Consider the following 15,109-nt stretch of genomic DNA (forward strand, 5'->3'; position numbering starts at 1 on the left):
GCCCTGGATAGCTGTATACAGGTATGAAGAATAACATACACCCAGGGAGAGATTTGATGACGGGCTTCCCCCTTAACGCCTGGTATGTCGCCGCCTATGATGTGGAACTGGGGCGCAGCCTGCTGGCGCGCACCATCTGCAACAAGCAGGTGGTGATGTACCGCAAGCTGGATGGCACCCCGGTGGCGCTGGCTGATGCCTGCTGGCACCGCTTATTGCCGCTGTCGTTGGGCCGGCTGGAGGAAGACCGGGTGGTCTGCGGCTATCACGGACTGAAATTCGATGATACCGGGCGATGTGTATACATGCCGTCGCAAGATACCATCAACCCGTCGGCTTGCGTGAAAAGCTATCCGCTGGTGGAACGCTATCGTTTCCTGTGGATCTGGCCGGGCGATCCGGCCCTGGCCGACCCGGACCTGATCCCCGATATCCATTGGGCCACCGATCCCGCCTGGGCCGGCGACGGCAAGGTGATCCATGCCAAGTGTGATTACCGGCTGGTGGTCGACAATCTGATGGATCTGACGCACGAAACCTTTGTGCATAGCAGCTCCATCGGCAATCAGGCCGTGGCGGAGGCACCCTTTACCGCCACGCACAGCCAGAAGACGGCCACCATCACCCGCTGGATGATCGATATTGATGCACCCCCCTTCTGGGCAGAAAATCTTGGCCAGAAGGAACATGTGGACCGCTGGCAGATCATCAATTTCACCGCCCCCTCCACCATCATCATTGAGGTGGGGGTCGCCCCCACCGGCACCGGCGCGCCGGAAGGCGACCGCAGCAAGGGCGTAGATGGCCGCGTCATCAACTGCCTGACGCCGGAAACCGACAAGACCTGCCATTATTTCTGGGCCTTTGCCCGCAATTTCGACATCCACAATCAGGCCCGCACGCACAAGATCCGCGAAGGCGTGTCCGGCATCTTCCGGGAAGATGAACGCATCCTGGAGGCGCAGCAGCGGGCCATTGATGATAATCCGGGCCATGTCTTCTACAATCTCAACATCGATGCCGGTTCCATGTGGGCGCGCCGGCTGATCGACAAGATGATTGCTGACGAAAACCGCCCCGTCGCCTCACTGGCAGCCGAGTAAGACACCCACATGAGCTACAACAAGGACGCGGCGCAGACGGTGCGGGCCCTGGCTGGCATCCGGGATTTGATCCTGCGCGGGGCGGTGGAACCGGGTGAACGCCTGTCCGAACCGGGACTGGCGGAAAAACTCGGGCTCTCCCGCACGCCCATCCGCGCCGCCCTTGCCCGGCTGGAACAGGAAGGTCTGCTGGAACGGGTGCCGGCGGGGGGCCATATCCCCCGCCGTTTCACCCTGGATGAGGCGATTGACGCCATTGAGCTGCGCGGCGTGCTGGAAGGTACCGCCGCCCGGCTGGCGGCCGAACGGGGGGTGGAACCGCGCCGGATGCTGGCCATCAACCGGGTGCTGGAAGCCATTGATCTGGTGGTGGTCCAGAACCCGGCCGACCCGTCGATGGAACGCTATATCGCCTTGAATGAGGAGTTCCACAACCTGCTCTCCGGCCTGTCCGGCAGCGTAACCATCGAGCGGGAGATCGAGCGGATTACCCGCCTGCCCTTCGCCTCCCCCAGCGCCTTTCTGGAAAAGGCGGGGGCGAAACCGGTGGTGCCGCATTCGCTGGTGCTGGCCCAGGCCCAGCACCGGGCGATGGTGGAAGCGATCAGCCTGCGCGAAGGGGCGCGGGCGGAATCTGTGGCGCGTGAACATGCGCGGCTGGCCCGCCGCAATCTGGAAACCGTGATGGAAGGGGGCAGCGAGGCTTTGCGCCGGTTCCCGGCGCTGGCGCTGGTCGCCGGCTGACGCAGCCCCACCAATAATACAGGGAGGAAATATAATGAAGAATGATGTCACCTGGCTGGATGCGCGGGTAACGCGCGTTGACGATATCGCTGAAGGCATCCGCCGTGTTGAATTTGCCGCCCCCGTCGTGCTGGCGGCGTTCGATCCCGGCTCGCACATTGCCATTCGGGTGGCGATCGAGAATGGCCACGCCCTGCGCACCTATAGCTGTCTGCCCGATGCCGCCCCCGGCCATGTTGCGGTGGCGGTGAAGCTGCATCCGCACAGCCGGGGCGGCTCCCGCTTCATGTTCACGCTGAAGCCGGGTGATGCGGTGCGCATCACCACGCCGGAAAACCGCTTTGATCTGTCCTGGCGGGCCACCGACTATCTGCTGATGGCAGGCGGTATCGGCGTCACCCCGATTTACGGCATGGCGCTGGCGCTGAAGGCACGCGGTGCCAAGCTGCGCATGGCCTATGGTGGGCAGAGCCTGGGGGCGATGCCCTTCCTGGAACCGCTGCGCGCCGCGCTTGGCGATGATCTCTCAATCCATCCGCAGGACCAGGGGTCCATGGTGGATATGGCGGGGGAAATTGCCAAGCTGTCCCCGGATGGGGAGCTTTATATTTGCGGGCCCCTGCCCATGCTGGAGGCAGCAAAAAAGGCCTGGACCGCCGCCGGCCGCCCGATCAGCCGCCTGCGCTTTGAAGTGTTCGGCGATACTGGCCGCTTCACCGAAACCCCCTTCCAGGTGGCGGTGAAGGGCTATGACCTGACCGTCACCGTTCCGCCCGACCAGTCGCTGCTGGATGCGCTGATGGAAGCGGGCGTGGCCATGATCCATGATTGCAAGCGGGGGGAATGCGGCCTCTGCGCCGTTGAGGTGCTGGACCATGACCAGCCCATCGACCACCGGGATGTCTTCCTGGGGGATGAGGAAAAGCACGAAGGCAAGCGCATGTGCGCCTGCGTGTCCCGCATTGCCGGCGGCCATGCTGTGATCGATACCGGCTATCGTCCGGCTTGAGTTGAATGAACGGGCCGGCGGTCGGCAGGGGGCGTATCAGCCCCTGGCCGACCGCCGGTTATTCTTTATGGAAGACAGCATATCTGAAGATGTCATTTTCGTTACACCTTGATTTGATTTAAGAAAGTTCTGTGACACGCGGTTATTGCGGTGCGGGATGCGTCTTGGCTGATGAGGGGTGGTGACATCCCTCCAAACCCAAGTACGGAGCCTTTGAGGATCATCATGCATCGCCCCGCCCTGAAATCGGTGCTGCTGGCCACCGCCGTCGCGCTTGCCCCTTTCGCCGCCGCCCATGCGGATGAACCCCTTGTCCTGGAAGAGATCCTGGTCGTCGCCACCCGCTATCAGGCGAGCGACGCGCAGATGCAGTCCAAGAACAGCGTCGCCATCCTCTCCAACGAGGATCTGGAACATACCGCTGTGCACAATGTGGCCGAAGCACTGGGCCTGCTGCCGGGCGTGACGGTGGTGAATACCGGCCAGTCCTTCTTCGGCGGCATTGATGGTGCGGCCCGTGGTGAAGGCATGTTCGCCGCCGTGCGCGGCATGAACAGCGAATATAATGTCAACATGATCAACGGCATCACCGTGGCCCAGGGGATGCCCTACAGCCGCGGCGTGAAGCTGAGCCTGCTGCCGCCGTCGGGCCTGCACACCATCGCGCTGAACAAGACCTCCACGCCCGATATGGATGGCGATGCCATCGGCGGCACCATCGATTTCCGCACCCCCACGGCCTATGATTTCAAGCAGGATGTCCATGCCAGCATGACCGTCTCCGGTCGCATGGAAAGCCGGGCGCGTGATTATGGCGATAGCGGCCTGGGCGGTGGCACCGCCGGCGATCTGGCCTTCAAATTCGGCCAGGATGACCAGTTCGGCGTCTATGTCAGCGCCTATTACGACAAGCGCAACTATGCCAACAGCCAGATGGCCGGCGCCATGGCGGCCCGCAGCGATGGCGGCTGGGCCTATGCGCTGACCGGCGATGCCGGCGGCTCCAACAGCGCGCCGGGCCTGGACCCGCTCTCCAACGTGGTGCAGACGGGCGTCAATCTCGGCGTGTCGAACGGCAGCACCGCGCGTTACGGCGGCAACCTGTCGCTGGACTGGCACCCGGATGAGACGCTGCAGGCCTATTTCCGCGCCTCCTACGCCTTCGCCAAGACGGTGCAGAACAGCACCTTCAGCCAGATTGTCAGCACCAACAAGGGGCGTATCAAGCAGCCCAGCGGGCTCTACGGCCTGGACATCCAGAAGTTCCGCACCTCCATCTGGTATGAAACCAACCCGGAAAAGGCCGATCTGTCGACCTTCCAGTTGGGGGCAGAAAAGAAGATCGGTGCCTGGACGATCTCCCCGCAGCTTTTCTACAGCATGGGCAACAATAACCGCCCGGACCATCTGGAAGCCTCGGCCCGTAACGACCAGTATAGCTCCAACGACCGCTGGAACTATGGCGGCGGCGTCTCCATGGGCTATGAGAATAACTTCCCCATCCCGCTGCTGACGCCGGAAATGTTCAATGCGCTGGATAATGCCGGCACCGCACTCTATGCCCGCCGCGCTGGTCAGTTGACCTCCCAGGCCAGCGGCCAGGACAAGCGCGGCGGCAAGATCGACGTGCAGCATGATTTCGATGAAGGCAGCCTGCAATATGTCAAGTTCGGCGCCAAATATATCGACAGCCAGCGCAAGGTGACCAACCGCGACTGGACCAACGACCATTTCTCCAATCTGGTCGGCGGCCGTCCCACCTGGTCCAGCCTGGGCATTGCCAAGGACAGCTATGACGAGATTTTCCCCGGCAAATATGGCTGGTCGGTGCCGAAAATCGATCACGAGCGGATGTTGGAACTGTTCCGCAAGTACCAGAATGCGGCCAGCTTCGATAGCTGCGGTGGTGGTCGGCCCTATGTCGATAATATGAACTGCAACACCCAGAAGGGCCGCGAAGCCGTCAGCTCCGCCTATGTCATGGGTCAGTGGCAGTTGGGCGATCTGGAACTGATCCCGGGCCTGCGCTTTGAACATACCGAGATCAAGAACACCTTCTGGCAACTGCCGGCCAGCAGCAGCGTCGGCGGCAACTGGGCCAAGACCGACACCACCTATAATGAATGGCTGCCCAGCATCCACGCCAACTGGCGCCCGGATGACAGCAGCGTTTACCGCGCGGCGGTCTGGACCTCCTACACCCGTCCGGCCTTTGTGCAGTTGGCCGGTGGTGCGCGCTATGACCTGTCGGATGACGGCGTCACCACCATCACCATGGGCAACCCGGACCTGAAGCCGATCCGTTCGCTGAACGCCGATCTGTCGGGTGAATGGCGCAGCGATTGGGGCGGCTATGCCTCCTTCGGTGGCTATTACAAGCACCTGTCGGATTATCTCTACGAGAACGGCTCCGACGGCGTGAATGCAGCCCTGGGCGGCAGCGGCCGTACCCGTACCTTGACGCCGCAGAATGGCGGCAAGGGCGATGTCTATGGCCTGGAATTGACGCTGCGGCAGAAGTTCAAGGATCTGCCGGAACCGTTCGACGGCTTCGGCATCGGCGGCAACCTCACCCGGCAATGGACCTCGGTGGACCTGGGTAACGATGTTGTGGGCCGCAGCCAGCGCATCCAGAACGCCCCGGAATGGCTGGCCAATGCCCAGTTGTTCTATGAATATGAAGGCTTCACCTTCGACGTCATCTATAATTACACCGGCAGCTACGTCTCCGTTTACAACTTCCTGAACCAGCCGGGCACCTGGGATAATCTCTGGGTCCGCCCGACCACCCGCCTGGACCTGCATACCGGTTACCAGTTCGAAGGCGGTTTCAGCGTCGATCTCTCCGTCTCCAACCTGCTGGGCGACTACACCTATTGGTCGCATGTGGGCAAGAACAGCCTGGCGATCTCCGACGTGGTGGATAGCGGCACCACCAGCCTGCTGACCATCAAATACACGTACTGATGCCGACCCCGGTGGTCGGAAACGATCACCGGGTCTCATACCAACCCGCCGAAAGGTTGACCTTTCGGCGGGTTGGAGGCCGGCGACCGCCGGCCCGCCGCTTGGTAGCGGCGTAAGCCAAGCTGCCGGAGGCAGCGCCCGGCGCCTGAGGGAACGCAAAATCTCCCTGGATCGTTCACGATCCAGGGAGATTGGTATCACGTACCGGTGCAGGGTGGTGTGCATTGCACAGCCGCCCTGCGCCGATGGGGAGCTGCCATGTCCGCCACCGTCATCAAACTGCAACCCACATCCGCTAGGACCACACACGCCAATATGCATGGCCGCAAGGCCCAGGCTGGATGCGGAAGAATGGCGGAAAAATCCCGAACCCTGGCGGATGCCGAGCATCAATCGATGCTGCGGGCCTATTTCACCCGCCAGATCGGTGGCGGCAGTGATGTTGAAGATTATGTACAGGATGTTTTCGTCCGGGTGCTGAGTGCGGCCCCGGCCGAACGCGTTGGCAATTGGCGCGGCTTCTTGCTGCGCGTCGCCTCCAGCCTGGTGGTGGACCGGTTCCGCCGTGATCGCGCCCGCCTGCGCGACCAGCATCAGGAATTGGAAGAAGCCGGCGAGTTGATCGACGATCAGGCGATCAGCCCCGAACAGGCGCTGATCGGCCGTGAGAATCTGGAGCGACTGGAAGAGGCGTTGAAGCAGGTTGATCCCATTGCCCGCAATGTGTTCCTGCTGGTGCGTGTTGATGGAATGCGCCACCGCGACGTGGCGGAACGGCTGGGCATGGATACGCGGACAGTGACAAGGCTGGTTGACCGCACGCTGGTGCATCTGGGCCGTCATCTGGCGGAGACGGAACAGTGATGGCGGGCGACCCGGAACAACGAATTTTGGATCAAGCGGCGGAATGGATGCGGCTGTCGGCATCCGGCAAGCTGGGCCCCGATCAACAGGCCGCCCTGAAGGCATGGCTGCAGGCCAGCACCGACCATGTGGCGGCGATGGATATCGTGTCGCGCGCCTGGATCGCCTCCGGTGCCATCAATGACCAGGGCCGGATGCGCCCCGACATGCTGCGCGCCCGTAATTTCCGCATCGCCCGCAACAGCAGCACCGGCCGTTCCTGGCGGGGGCCGCTGCTGGCCGGGTTCGGCATGGCGGCGGCCTGTCTGCTGGCGGTGATCGGCTGGCAGGGAGCGGTGACAGAGGCCGATTATGCCAGTGGCCCCGGCGAGGGGCACAGTATCGTGCTGGCGGACGGCACCTTGGTGCGGCTGGATGCCGGCACCAGGCTGCATGTGCGCATCGATCCCCTGTCCCGTCAGGTGACCCTGCATCAGGGGGAAGCCGAATTCGATGTGGTGCATGAGAAGCTGCGCCCCTTCAGCGTGGCTGCCCGCGATCTGGTGGTGCATGATCTGGGCACCCGCTTCACCGTCCGCCACCGGGCGGACAAGGTGCGCGTCGTGCTGCTGGAAGGGGCAGCCGATGTGCGCGATGCCCAGAATGGCCGCGTGCTGACGGTGCTGAAACCGGGCCAGCAGGTGGAAAGCCAGGCCCAAGGCGCGCCGTTGCGGCTGACTGCCGCCAATCTGGGCCGGGTGCTGGCCTGGCGGGACCGGCAGGCCGTGTTTGAGGATACGCCCCTGACCGAGGCACTAGCGGAGGTGGAAGCCCGCACCGGCGTGCGGATGCGGCTGGCCGACCCCGCCCTGTCAGGGTTGAAGGTCAGCGGGGTTTTCCACACGGCCGATATCAGCGGCTTTCTCAACGCCCTGACCCTGCTGCACCCGCTATCCTGGCGCCAGACGGCGCCGGGGGAGTATCAGCTTGAGCCGCGCCGGCGTTGATCCCCGCCCTGGCCGTCGGGTAGCGGCCATCGCGCTGGGGGCCGCCTTGCTGGCGGCGGGTGCGGCCCCTGCCGCACCGGGGTCGCAGCAGCGCAACCTGTCGGATGCGTTGCTCTCCCTGGCCCGGCAATCGGGCCGCAACCTGCTGTTCCAGGGTGCCGCCCTGCCCCCGCGCGCGGCCCCTTCCATCCCGGACGGCACCAGCTTTCGGGCGGCCCTGGATCTGCTGCTGGCCGGCACCGGTCTGATCTATCGTGAACAGCCGGATGGCACCATTGTCATCCTGCCAGCCCCTGCCAGCCGCCCCACCCCGCCGCTGCCCCGACCGCCGGAACCGACAGAGGAAATCCTGGTGATGGGACAGCGCCTGCAGGACCGGTTTGCCGCCGAACTGCGCTCCCCCCTGCCCGTGCATATCCTGCCGGCGGCGGATTTCAACCGGGCGGCCGACCGCAACATGGCGGAACTGCTGGGCCGCCTGCCCGGCGTCAATGTGATGATGACCTCCCTGCAAGGTGATCTGGGCGGCATCGACCGGGCCGCACGGGCGGAAGGCCAGTCGGTCGCCATCCGGGGGCTGGGCGGGGCCTACAGCCAGTTGCTGATGGATGGCGTCAATATCGCGCAGAGCCTGCCCTATAGCCGGGATGTGCAACTGAGCCTGCTGCCCCCCTTCGGGCCGGACGCGCTGCATCTGGAAACCGCCCTGACAGCGGACAAGGATGGGGATGCCATTGGCGGCATCATTGATTTCCGCAGCGCCAGCGCCTTTGATCTGGGGGCAGAGCGCACCCGTATCAGCCTGCGCGGCAACTGGACAACCCGCACCGGTGATTATCACCTCTCCGGCGCCGGTGGCGGGGGGGAGGTGGAATGGTCCCGGCTGTTCGGGCGGGATAATGCGCTGGGGCTGGTGCTGCGCGCCCATGCCGACAGCCGCCCGTTTGCCAGCCGGCAGCAGACCTATCAGACCGGCCAGTTCGATTATGCCATCACCGATGCGGCCGGCCATAATCCGGCCGGCATGGATGCGGGCGAAAACCTGCTGGCCACCTCCCTGAATGCACAATTTGTGCGCGGGCGCACCAAGCGGGGCGGTGCTGCGGCAGCACTGGACTGGCGGCCCGATGCGCCTTACAGCGCCTTCCTGCGCGCTGGCTGGAACCGCGCCGACACCGAACAGGATGTCTATCAGGTGGGGTTCCAGGGCGGGCGGGATGCCAGCTTCACCCGCCGCATCCCGCTGGGCAATGGCCTGTACCAGACACAGAGCATCAAGAACCAGTTGCATTACTGGTTCCAGACCAACCCGGACGAAGCCGAACTGCTGACCCTGCATGGTGGTGGAGAGATCAGGGCCAGCGCCCTGACCCTGCGCCCCTATCTGTTCCATAGCTGGGGCCGCAACGACAAGCCGCGCCATATCGAGGTGTCGTTCTGGAACAATCGCGGCACCACGGTGGATGAAGGGCTGGTGATGGCTGACCGGGGCGGCTATCCGGTGCCGTTGCTGGGGCCGAAGATGCAGGCACTGCTGGCGGGTGCCGACGCGGTACCTGCCTCCAACCTGGGCGAATATACCAGCCTGACCAGCCGGCAGCGCAAGGATGGCGGCGGGCTGGACCTGGAGACAGGGCCAGACGGCATGAAGCTGCAAGCCGGCATGAAGCTGGTGCGCAGTGACAACAGCGTCACCCGCCGCAACCAGCGCCCGCAGAATAGCGGCGGCAGTGCCGCCCTGCCGCCCGGCACCCGCATGGGCGATCTGACAGCGCTGGGCCTGTCCGACGGCACCTGGGTGACGGTGGCCAAGGGGCTTTATGATTATCAGGTGCCGCTGATTGATCAGGGGCTGCTGCTGGAACGCTTTCGCGCCCATGCCGGTGACTTCGTCTGGACCCCGGACGATTATAACGGCAACAGCATGAGCGGTCAGGAAACCGTCAGTGCCGCCTATCTGCAGGCTGATCTGCAGCGCGGTCCCTGGCAGCTATTGCCCGGCCTGCGGGTGGAACGGGCGGAAATCAATACACGCTACTGGCTGTCGGGGAACCAGGGGGTGCCGGCGGGCGGCATTGCCTATGGCTGGAACCATGGCGAAAGCCGCTATAAAGCCTGGCTGCCGCGCCTGCTGGTGAACTACACACCAGATGAGGATCAGCGTTACCGGCTGGCCATCTGGACCGGGCAGGTGCGCCCCGCGCTTTATCAGCTTTCCGGCAGTGCCACGGCCAGCCGCGACGCCAATGGCACGGTCACCCTTATCCAGGGCAATCCCGATCTGAAAGCGGTGTCGGCGCTGAATATCGATCTGGGCGGGGAATGGCGCTGGCCGGGTGGCCATGCCGGCCTGTCGCTCTATCACAAGCGTTTGCGGCATTATCTTTATGATGCCGGCGCCAATTACAATGGCCTCGCCGACGGGGGGGGAGCAAGCCTTCCCATCGTCAAGCCCTTCAATGGCGGCACGGCGCGGCTGTGGGGGGCGGAACTGGCGGCGGCACAGGAACTGGATTTCCTGCCTGATCCGTTCAACGCCCTGGTGCTGGAAACCAGCCTGAACAGCCAGCAGAGCCGGGTACGCCTGAACATGCCAGACCTCGCCCCGGTGGAACGGCTGCAATATGCGCCCAACTGGCAGGTCAATAGCCGCCTGCGCTATGCGGCGGACGATTGGTCCCTGTCCGTCAGTTACAGTTGGTCGGATGCCTATATCCAGAAATACGGGTTGCACGGGCTTTCCGGCAGCGGCAGCCGGATGAATGGCAGCGCCCTGGATGTCTGGGTCCAGCCGTCGCAGCGACTGGACCTGCAGGGCGACTGGCAGGTATCGCCCGGCGCCACCCTGGAATTCTCCATCCGCAATCTGCTGAACGACCTCGCCTATCGCGCCACCATCGGCCGGCAGAGCGATGCCGTGCCGGAAACCATTGCCAGCGGTCGCAGCGCCCAAATGGTGCTGCGGCTGGAATTCTGATTCCCTTTCCACCAGCTTTAAGGAAACCCGCGTCTTGAAACGCCTTGTCCTGGCCTTGCTGGCCACCCTTATTGCCGCCCCTGCCCTGGCCGCTGCCGATCCGGCACCGGGGCCGGGCTGGAAACTGGAACGGTCGGTGCTGCTGCTGCGCCATGGGCTGCGCACGCCGCTGGAAACCGAAGCCGCCATCACCGGCCTGAACGAACTGCCGCTGCCAGCCTGGAAGGAACCGCCCAGCCTGCTGACCGCCCATGGCGTAGCGGCCACCCGGCTGCTGGGCAGCTATCTGCGCGGCTGGGCCGCCAATGGCCAAATCCTGCCCACCGCCGGCTGTCCGGCGGATGGGGTGGTCGATATCTGGACCAACAGTGCGGCCCGCACCATCAGCACGGGGGAGGCCCTGGCCGACGGTCTGGCCCCCGGCTGCAAGGTTAAGGTTTCCCATCTGGAACCCGGCACGCGCGACCCGCTGTTCAGCCCGCCCAATGAGATGACGGGCTTCACCCCCGAAGCGGCCATTGCCGCCATCCGGGCGGAAAAGGGCGATCCGCAGGGCATCACCGCCCCCTACAAGGCGGAAATCGCCCTGATGGAAAAGGCGCTGGGCTGCGACCGCCGCAACCCGCCCTGTGATATTGCCGGCACCAAAGCCACCCTGTCTTTATCGGCCGATGGCAAGGGCATCGATCTGCTGGGGCCGATCTATATCACCTCGGGCACGGCACAGGTCTTCCTGCTGCAATATCTGGAAGGGATGCCGATGAAGGATGTGGCCTGGGGCAAGCTCGACGCCACGGAACTGGCCCGGATATCCCGCCTTCACGCTCTGCTGTTCGAGGTCTATGCACGGCCGCATTACATGGCCCGCCACACCGCCTTCAAGATGGCACCGCGCGTGCTGGACGCCCTGTCGGCGGACAAGGGGCCGGCCCTGACCCTGCTGATCGGGCATGACAATAATGTCGCCGCCCTGTCCAGCCTGCTGGATGTGCATTTCCAGGTGGATGGCTATGGCCAGGATGATCCGCCCATCGGGGGTGGCCTGCGCTTTGAACGCTGGCGCGATCCGGCCGGTGCCGTCTGGGTGCGGCTGGCCTATCTGGCGCAGACGCCGGACCAGATCCGCCACCTGACCCCGCTGTCGGTGGCCCAGCCGCCTTTTACGGAAATCCTGCCCATTCCCGGCTGCGCCGATACGGGGGATTTCTGCCGGCTGGACCGGTTCACCACGCTGATCAACCAGGCCCTGGCGAAATCCTGATCGGCGATCACGCCCCCGCCATCGCCTCCCCCACCGCCAGAAAGGCGCGGACAATGCCCAGGCGGCTGCGGTCACGCAGGCACAGGACATATTCGTCCAGATCAATCCGCAGCCCCTGCAGCGGTCGCAGCACCATGTCGCTGTCGCCGCTGAATTCTGTCTTGCAGATGAAGGCCAGCCCCATGCCGGCCTTCACGGCCGCCAGTTGTGCCTCACGGGAAGCGATTTCGATGGTGTCGGTCAGCACCAGTTCGGCTTCCGCCAGCACCCGTTCCACCACACGGCGGGTCATGGAACCCGGTTCCCGCACCAGCACCCGTTCCTTGGTCAGCTCCACCGGGTCCACATGGTCACAGGCGGCCAGCCGGTGACTGGCCGGCATCATCACCATCACCTGATCCCGCCCCAGCGGCAGCCCGGTCAGGCGCGGGTCGATGGTGGGGCTGGCCAGCACCGCCACATCCAGCCGCATCTCCAGCAGATCGCGGCGGATTGTCTCGGCATTGCCCAGCGACAGGCGCAGCTTCACACCGGGATGCCGGCGGGTGAATTCCGCCACCAGCGGGATGGCCAGCACCGGCCCGTCGGCCCCCACATTCAGCGTTCCGCCCGTCAGGGCCCGGTGACCGGACAGCAGTTCCAGCGCCTCCTGCTCCGCCGCGAACAGCCGGTGGGTAATCTCCTGCAAGGCTTGCCCGGCCTGGGTCAGTGTCACGCCGCGCCGTTCCCGCAGGAACAGCATGATGCCATAGCGTTCCTCCAGCGCCTTCACCTCTGCCGACAGGGTGGGCTGGGAAATGGCCAGCGCCCGGGCCGCCAGGGTGAAGCTTCCTTCCCGCGCCACCCAGTGAAAGGCCCGCAACTGTGTATGAAGCATGACCACTCCTATAGATTTTATCTATATCTGCCATTGATACGATGGATTTCCAATATAGTTCCCCCGCCTTCATGGTGCGGCCGGAATGGTCCGCCCGTCGCCAAAACGGCTCCCCGTCCCTGATCTGCTTCGTCCTTTGAGGATGCCCCCATGCGCCTCCGCCGCCTTTCCATCCTGCCGCTCGCCCTTGTCGCCCTGGCCATGGGGTTGGCAGCGCCGGCCAGCCGGGCGCAGGAAAAGACCAGCCTGACCGTCTATACCGGGTTGGAGGCTGATCAGTTGAAAGCCTATAAGGCGGCGTTCGAGGCGGTAAACCCCAGCGTGGAAATCCGCTGGGTGCGTGACAGCAACGGCGTCATCATCGCCCGGCTGCTGGCGGAAAAGGCAGCCCCCAAGGCCGATGTGGTGATGGGGGTGACCGCCACCTCCCTGATGCTGATGGACCAGGAAGGCATGTTGGAACCCTATGCGCCGGCCGGTCTGGCGCAGGTGAAGCCGGCACTGCGCGACAGCCGGCCGCAACCCACCTGGGTCGGCATGGATGTGCTGAGTTCAGCCTTATGTGTCAGCAAGGTGGAACGGGAAAAGCTGGGGCTGGCCCTGCCCACCCGCTGGACCGACCTGACCGATCCGGCCTGGAAGGGCCGCATCACCATGCCCAACCCCGCCTCCTCCGGTACCGGCTTCCTGATGGTCAGCGCCTGGCTGCAGATGATGGGGGAAGAAAAGGGCTGGGCTTTCATGGATGCGCTGGACCGCAACATTGCCAGCTATTCCCATTCGGGTTCCAAACCCTGCAAGCAGGCAGCGACCGGGGAATTTGCCATCGGTCTGTCCTTTGAATATCGCGCCAGCAAGCTGATCGAACAGGGGGCACCGCTGGAACTGGTGCTGCCGGCGGAGGGGCTGGGCTGGGACATGGAAGCTGTCGGTATCGTCAAAGGCACGCCTAAGCTGGCGGCGGCCCGTACCCTGCTGGATTGGGCAGTCACCCCGGAGGCCAACGCGCTCTATGCGCAGAACTTCGCCATCGTCGCGCGACCGGAGGTACAGCCCAAGGTGCCGCATATCCCGGCCGATCTGGAAAGCCGGCTGGTGAAGCAGGATTTCGCCTGGGCCGCCGCCAACCGCGACCGCATTCTGGCCGAATGGTCGCGCCGTTATGATGCCAAATCGGAAGCGAAATGATCCCTGGTTCTGTTGCTGCCAACACCGCACCGGCCCATCTGGTCCTGTCGGGGGTCGGCCATCGTTTCGGTTCTTTCACAGCCCTGGCGGGCGTTGATCTGACGGTCCAGCGGGGGGAATTTGTCACCTTGCTGGGGCCGTCCGGTTCCGGCAAGACGACGCTGCTGCGCGCCATTGCCGGGCTGGCCCCGCCGACGGAAGGCAGCATCCGGCAGGATGGGGCCGATGTCACCGCCGTGCCGGTGGAACGGCGGGATGTCGGGATTGTCTTCCAATCCTATGCGCTGTTCCCCACCCTCAGCGTGGCGGACAATATCACCTATGGGCTGCGCGGCCTGTCGCGCGCCGCCCGGCGGGACCGGCTGGATGCCATGCTGACCCTGATCGGCCTGACCGCCCATGCCGGCAAATATCCCGGCCAGTTGTCGGGCGGCCAGCAGCAGCGCGTGGCGCTGGCCCGCGCCCTGGCCCCCGGTCCCGGCCTGCTGTTGCTGGATGAACCGCTGTCGGCCCTTGATGCGGAGGTGCGGCGCGATCTGCGCGGGGAACTGCGCCGCCTGCAACGCCAGCTGGGCATCACCACGCTGATGGTCACCCATGACCAGGAAGAGGCGCTGACCCTGTCCAACCGGATCATGGTGCTGAACCAAGGAAGGGTGGAACAGGTCGGCAGCCCGGTCGACCTGTATGACCGGCCGGCCAGCCTGTTCGTCGCCGGTTTCATCGGCGCGGAGAACCGGTTGCCGCTCACAAGCGGGCCGGATGGTTCGCTGCGGCTTGGGCCCTGGCCGCTGCCAGGGCTGGAACTGGGCAACAACCAGCCGGGGCAGGCCCCCGTGCTCTGCCTGCGGCCGGAATGGCTGGGGCTGGAGGATGGCGGGCTGGACGGGCCGCTGATCGAGGATGGCCATCTCTGCCTGCCCGGCCGGGTGACCGACAGCGAATATCGCGGTGCCCAGATCATGGTGCAACTGGCACTGGATGCGCCGGAACTGGCGGGCCTGTCGCTGACCAGCCTGCAACCGGCCTGGGCTGGGGCGGTGGCCGGTGGGGACTTGGCCCCGGGTCGCCGGCTCCAGCTGCGATTGCCCTTGGGCCGGCTGCGCCTGTTCGCCGATGGGGTCGCCGCGTGA

Annotated in this window: 11 protein-coding genes; 10 read left to right on the forward strand and 1 reads right to left on the reverse strand. The window is 64.6% G+C overall.

What is annotated here, in order from left to right; translation table 11 throughout:
• The first annotated feature begins 56 nt into the window (after window positions 1-56).
• The 8 genes from PCJ49_RS02380 (at window position 57) to PCJ49_RS02415 (ending at window position 11,911) form a co-directional block, all read left to right on the forward strand.
• A complete protein-coding gene (locus PCJ49_RS02380; RefSeq protein ID WP_247878746.1) occupies window positions 57-1,103 on the forward strand; it encodes an aromatic ring-hydroxylating dioxygenase subunit alpha in 1,047 nt (348 codons plus the stop codon).
• 9 nt (window positions 1,104-1,112) lie between these two features.
• A complete protein-coding gene (locus PCJ49_RS02385) occupies window positions 1,113-1,847 on the forward strand; it encodes a GntR family transcriptional regulator (RefSeq protein WP_269909539.1) in 735 nt (244 codons plus the stop codon).
• Window positions 1,848-1,881: 34 nt separating this feature from the next.
• Window positions 1,882-2,856 (forward strand): PDR/VanB family oxidoreductase, encoded by a 975-nt coding sequence (locus PCJ49_RS02390; protein ID WP_269909540.1) that lies wholly within the window; start codon window positions 1,882-1,884, stop codon window positions 2,854-2,856.
• 225 nt (window positions 2,857-3,081) lie between these two features.
• Window positions 3,082-5,823: a TonB-dependent receptor gene (locus tag PCJ49_RS02395; RefSeq protein ID WP_269909541.1), complete on the forward strand. Its 2,742-nt coding sequence runs from the start codon at window positions 3,082-3,084 to the stop codon at window positions 5,821-5,823.
• 351 nt (window positions 5,824-6,174) lie between these two features.
• Entirely contained in the window at window positions 6,175-6,687 is a 513-nt protein-coding gene (locus tag PCJ49_RS02400) for an RNA polymerase sigma factor (protein WP_269909542.1), read from the forward strand.
• On the forward strand, window positions 6,687-7,673 hold the full coding sequence (locus PCJ49_RS02405; protein WP_269909543.1) for a FecR domain-containing protein: 987 nt from the start codon (window positions 6,687-6,689) through the stop codon (window positions 7,671-7,673). Before PCJ49_RS02400 ends, PCJ49_RS02405 begins: the two co-directional genes overlap by 1 nt.
• Window positions 7,654-10,650, forward strand: a complete 2,997-nt coding sequence (locus PCJ49_RS02410) for a TonB-dependent receptor (protein WP_269909544.1) — start codon at window positions 7,654-7,656, stop codon at window positions 10,648-10,650. Before PCJ49_RS02405 ends, PCJ49_RS02410 begins: the two co-directional genes overlap by 20 nt.
• Window positions 10,651-10,684: 34 nt before the next feature.
• Window positions 10,685-11,911 (forward strand): histidine-type phosphatase, encoded by a 1,227-nt coding sequence (locus tag PCJ49_RS02415; RefSeq protein ID WP_269909545.1) that lies wholly within the window; start codon window positions 10,685-10,687, stop codon window positions 11,909-11,911.
• A gap of 7 nt (window positions 11,912-11,918) precedes the next feature.
• Here the strand turns inward: PCJ49_RS02415 and PCJ49_RS02420 are convergent, their stop codons facing one another.
• Complete coding sequence (locus PCJ49_RS02420; RefSeq protein ID WP_089287060.1) at window positions 11,919-12,788, reverse strand: LysR substrate-binding domain-containing protein; 870 nt, start codon at window positions 12,786-12,788, stop codon at window positions 11,919-11,921.
• A 150-nt stretch (window positions 12,789-12,938) separates the two neighbouring features.
• Between PCJ49_RS02420 and PCJ49_RS02425 the strand changes: the two genes are divergently transcribed.
• Window positions 12,939-13,976, forward strand: a complete 1,038-nt coding sequence (locus tag PCJ49_RS02425) for a putative 2-aminoethylphosphonate ABC transporter substrate-binding protein (RefSeq protein ID WP_269909546.1) — start codon at window positions 12,939-12,941, stop codon at window positions 13,974-13,976.
• The gene (locus PCJ49_RS02430; RefSeq protein WP_269909547.1) at window positions 13,973-15,109 is read left to right on the forward strand and encodes an ATP-binding cassette domain-containing protein; all 1,137 of its coding nucleotides are present in this window, start codon (window positions 13,973-13,975) and stop codon (window positions 15,107-15,109) included. The genes PCJ49_RS02425 and PCJ49_RS02430 overlap by 4 nt, the downstream gene beginning before the upstream one ends.

The organism is Niveispirillum sp. BGYR6 (genome assembly GCF_027568365.1).
Taxonomy (GTDB): Bacteria; Pseudomonadota; Alphaproteobacteria; order Azospirillales; family Azospirillaceae; genus Niveispirillum.

What these genes read in the sequence shown, in the direction of transcription:
- PCJ49_RS02380 (WP_247878746.1), top strand. Translation starts at nt 57, where the DNA reads ATGACGGGCTTCCCCCTTAACGCCTGGTATGTCGCCGCCTATGATGTG.
- PCJ49_RS02385 (WP_269909539.1), top strand. Translation starts at nt 1,113, where the DNA reads ATGAGCTACAACAAGGACGCGGCGCAGACGGTGCGGGCCCTGGCTGGC.
- PCJ49_RS02390 (WP_269909540.1), top strand. Translation starts at nt 1,882, where the DNA reads ATGAAGAATGATGTCACCTGGCTGGATGCGCGGGTAACGCGCGTTGAC.
- PCJ49_RS02395 (WP_269909541.1), top strand. Translation starts at nt 3,082, where the DNA reads ATGCATCGCCCCGCCCTGAAATCGGTGCTGCTGGCCACCGCCGTCGCG.
- PCJ49_RS02400 (WP_269909542.1), top strand. Translation starts at nt 6,175, where the DNA reads ATGGCGGAAAAATCCCGAACCCTGGCGGATGCCGAGCATCAATCGATG.
- PCJ49_RS02405 (WP_269909543.1), top strand. Translation starts at nt 6,687, where the DNA reads ATGGCGGGCGACCCGGAACAACGAATTTTGGATCAAGCGGCGGAATGG.
- PCJ49_RS02420 (WP_089287060.1), bottom strand. Translation starts at nt 12,788, where the DNA reads ATGCTTCATACACAGTTGCGGGCCTTTCACTGGGTGGCGCGGGAAGGA.
- PCJ49_RS02425 (WP_269909546.1), top strand. Translation starts at nt 12,939, where the DNA reads ATGCGCCTCCGCCGCCTTTCCATCCTGCCGCTCGCCCTTGTCGCCCTG.
- PCJ49_RS02430 (WP_269909547.1), top strand. Translation starts at nt 13,973, where the DNA reads ATGATCCCTGGTTCTGTTGCTGCCAACACCGCACCGGCCCATCTGGTC.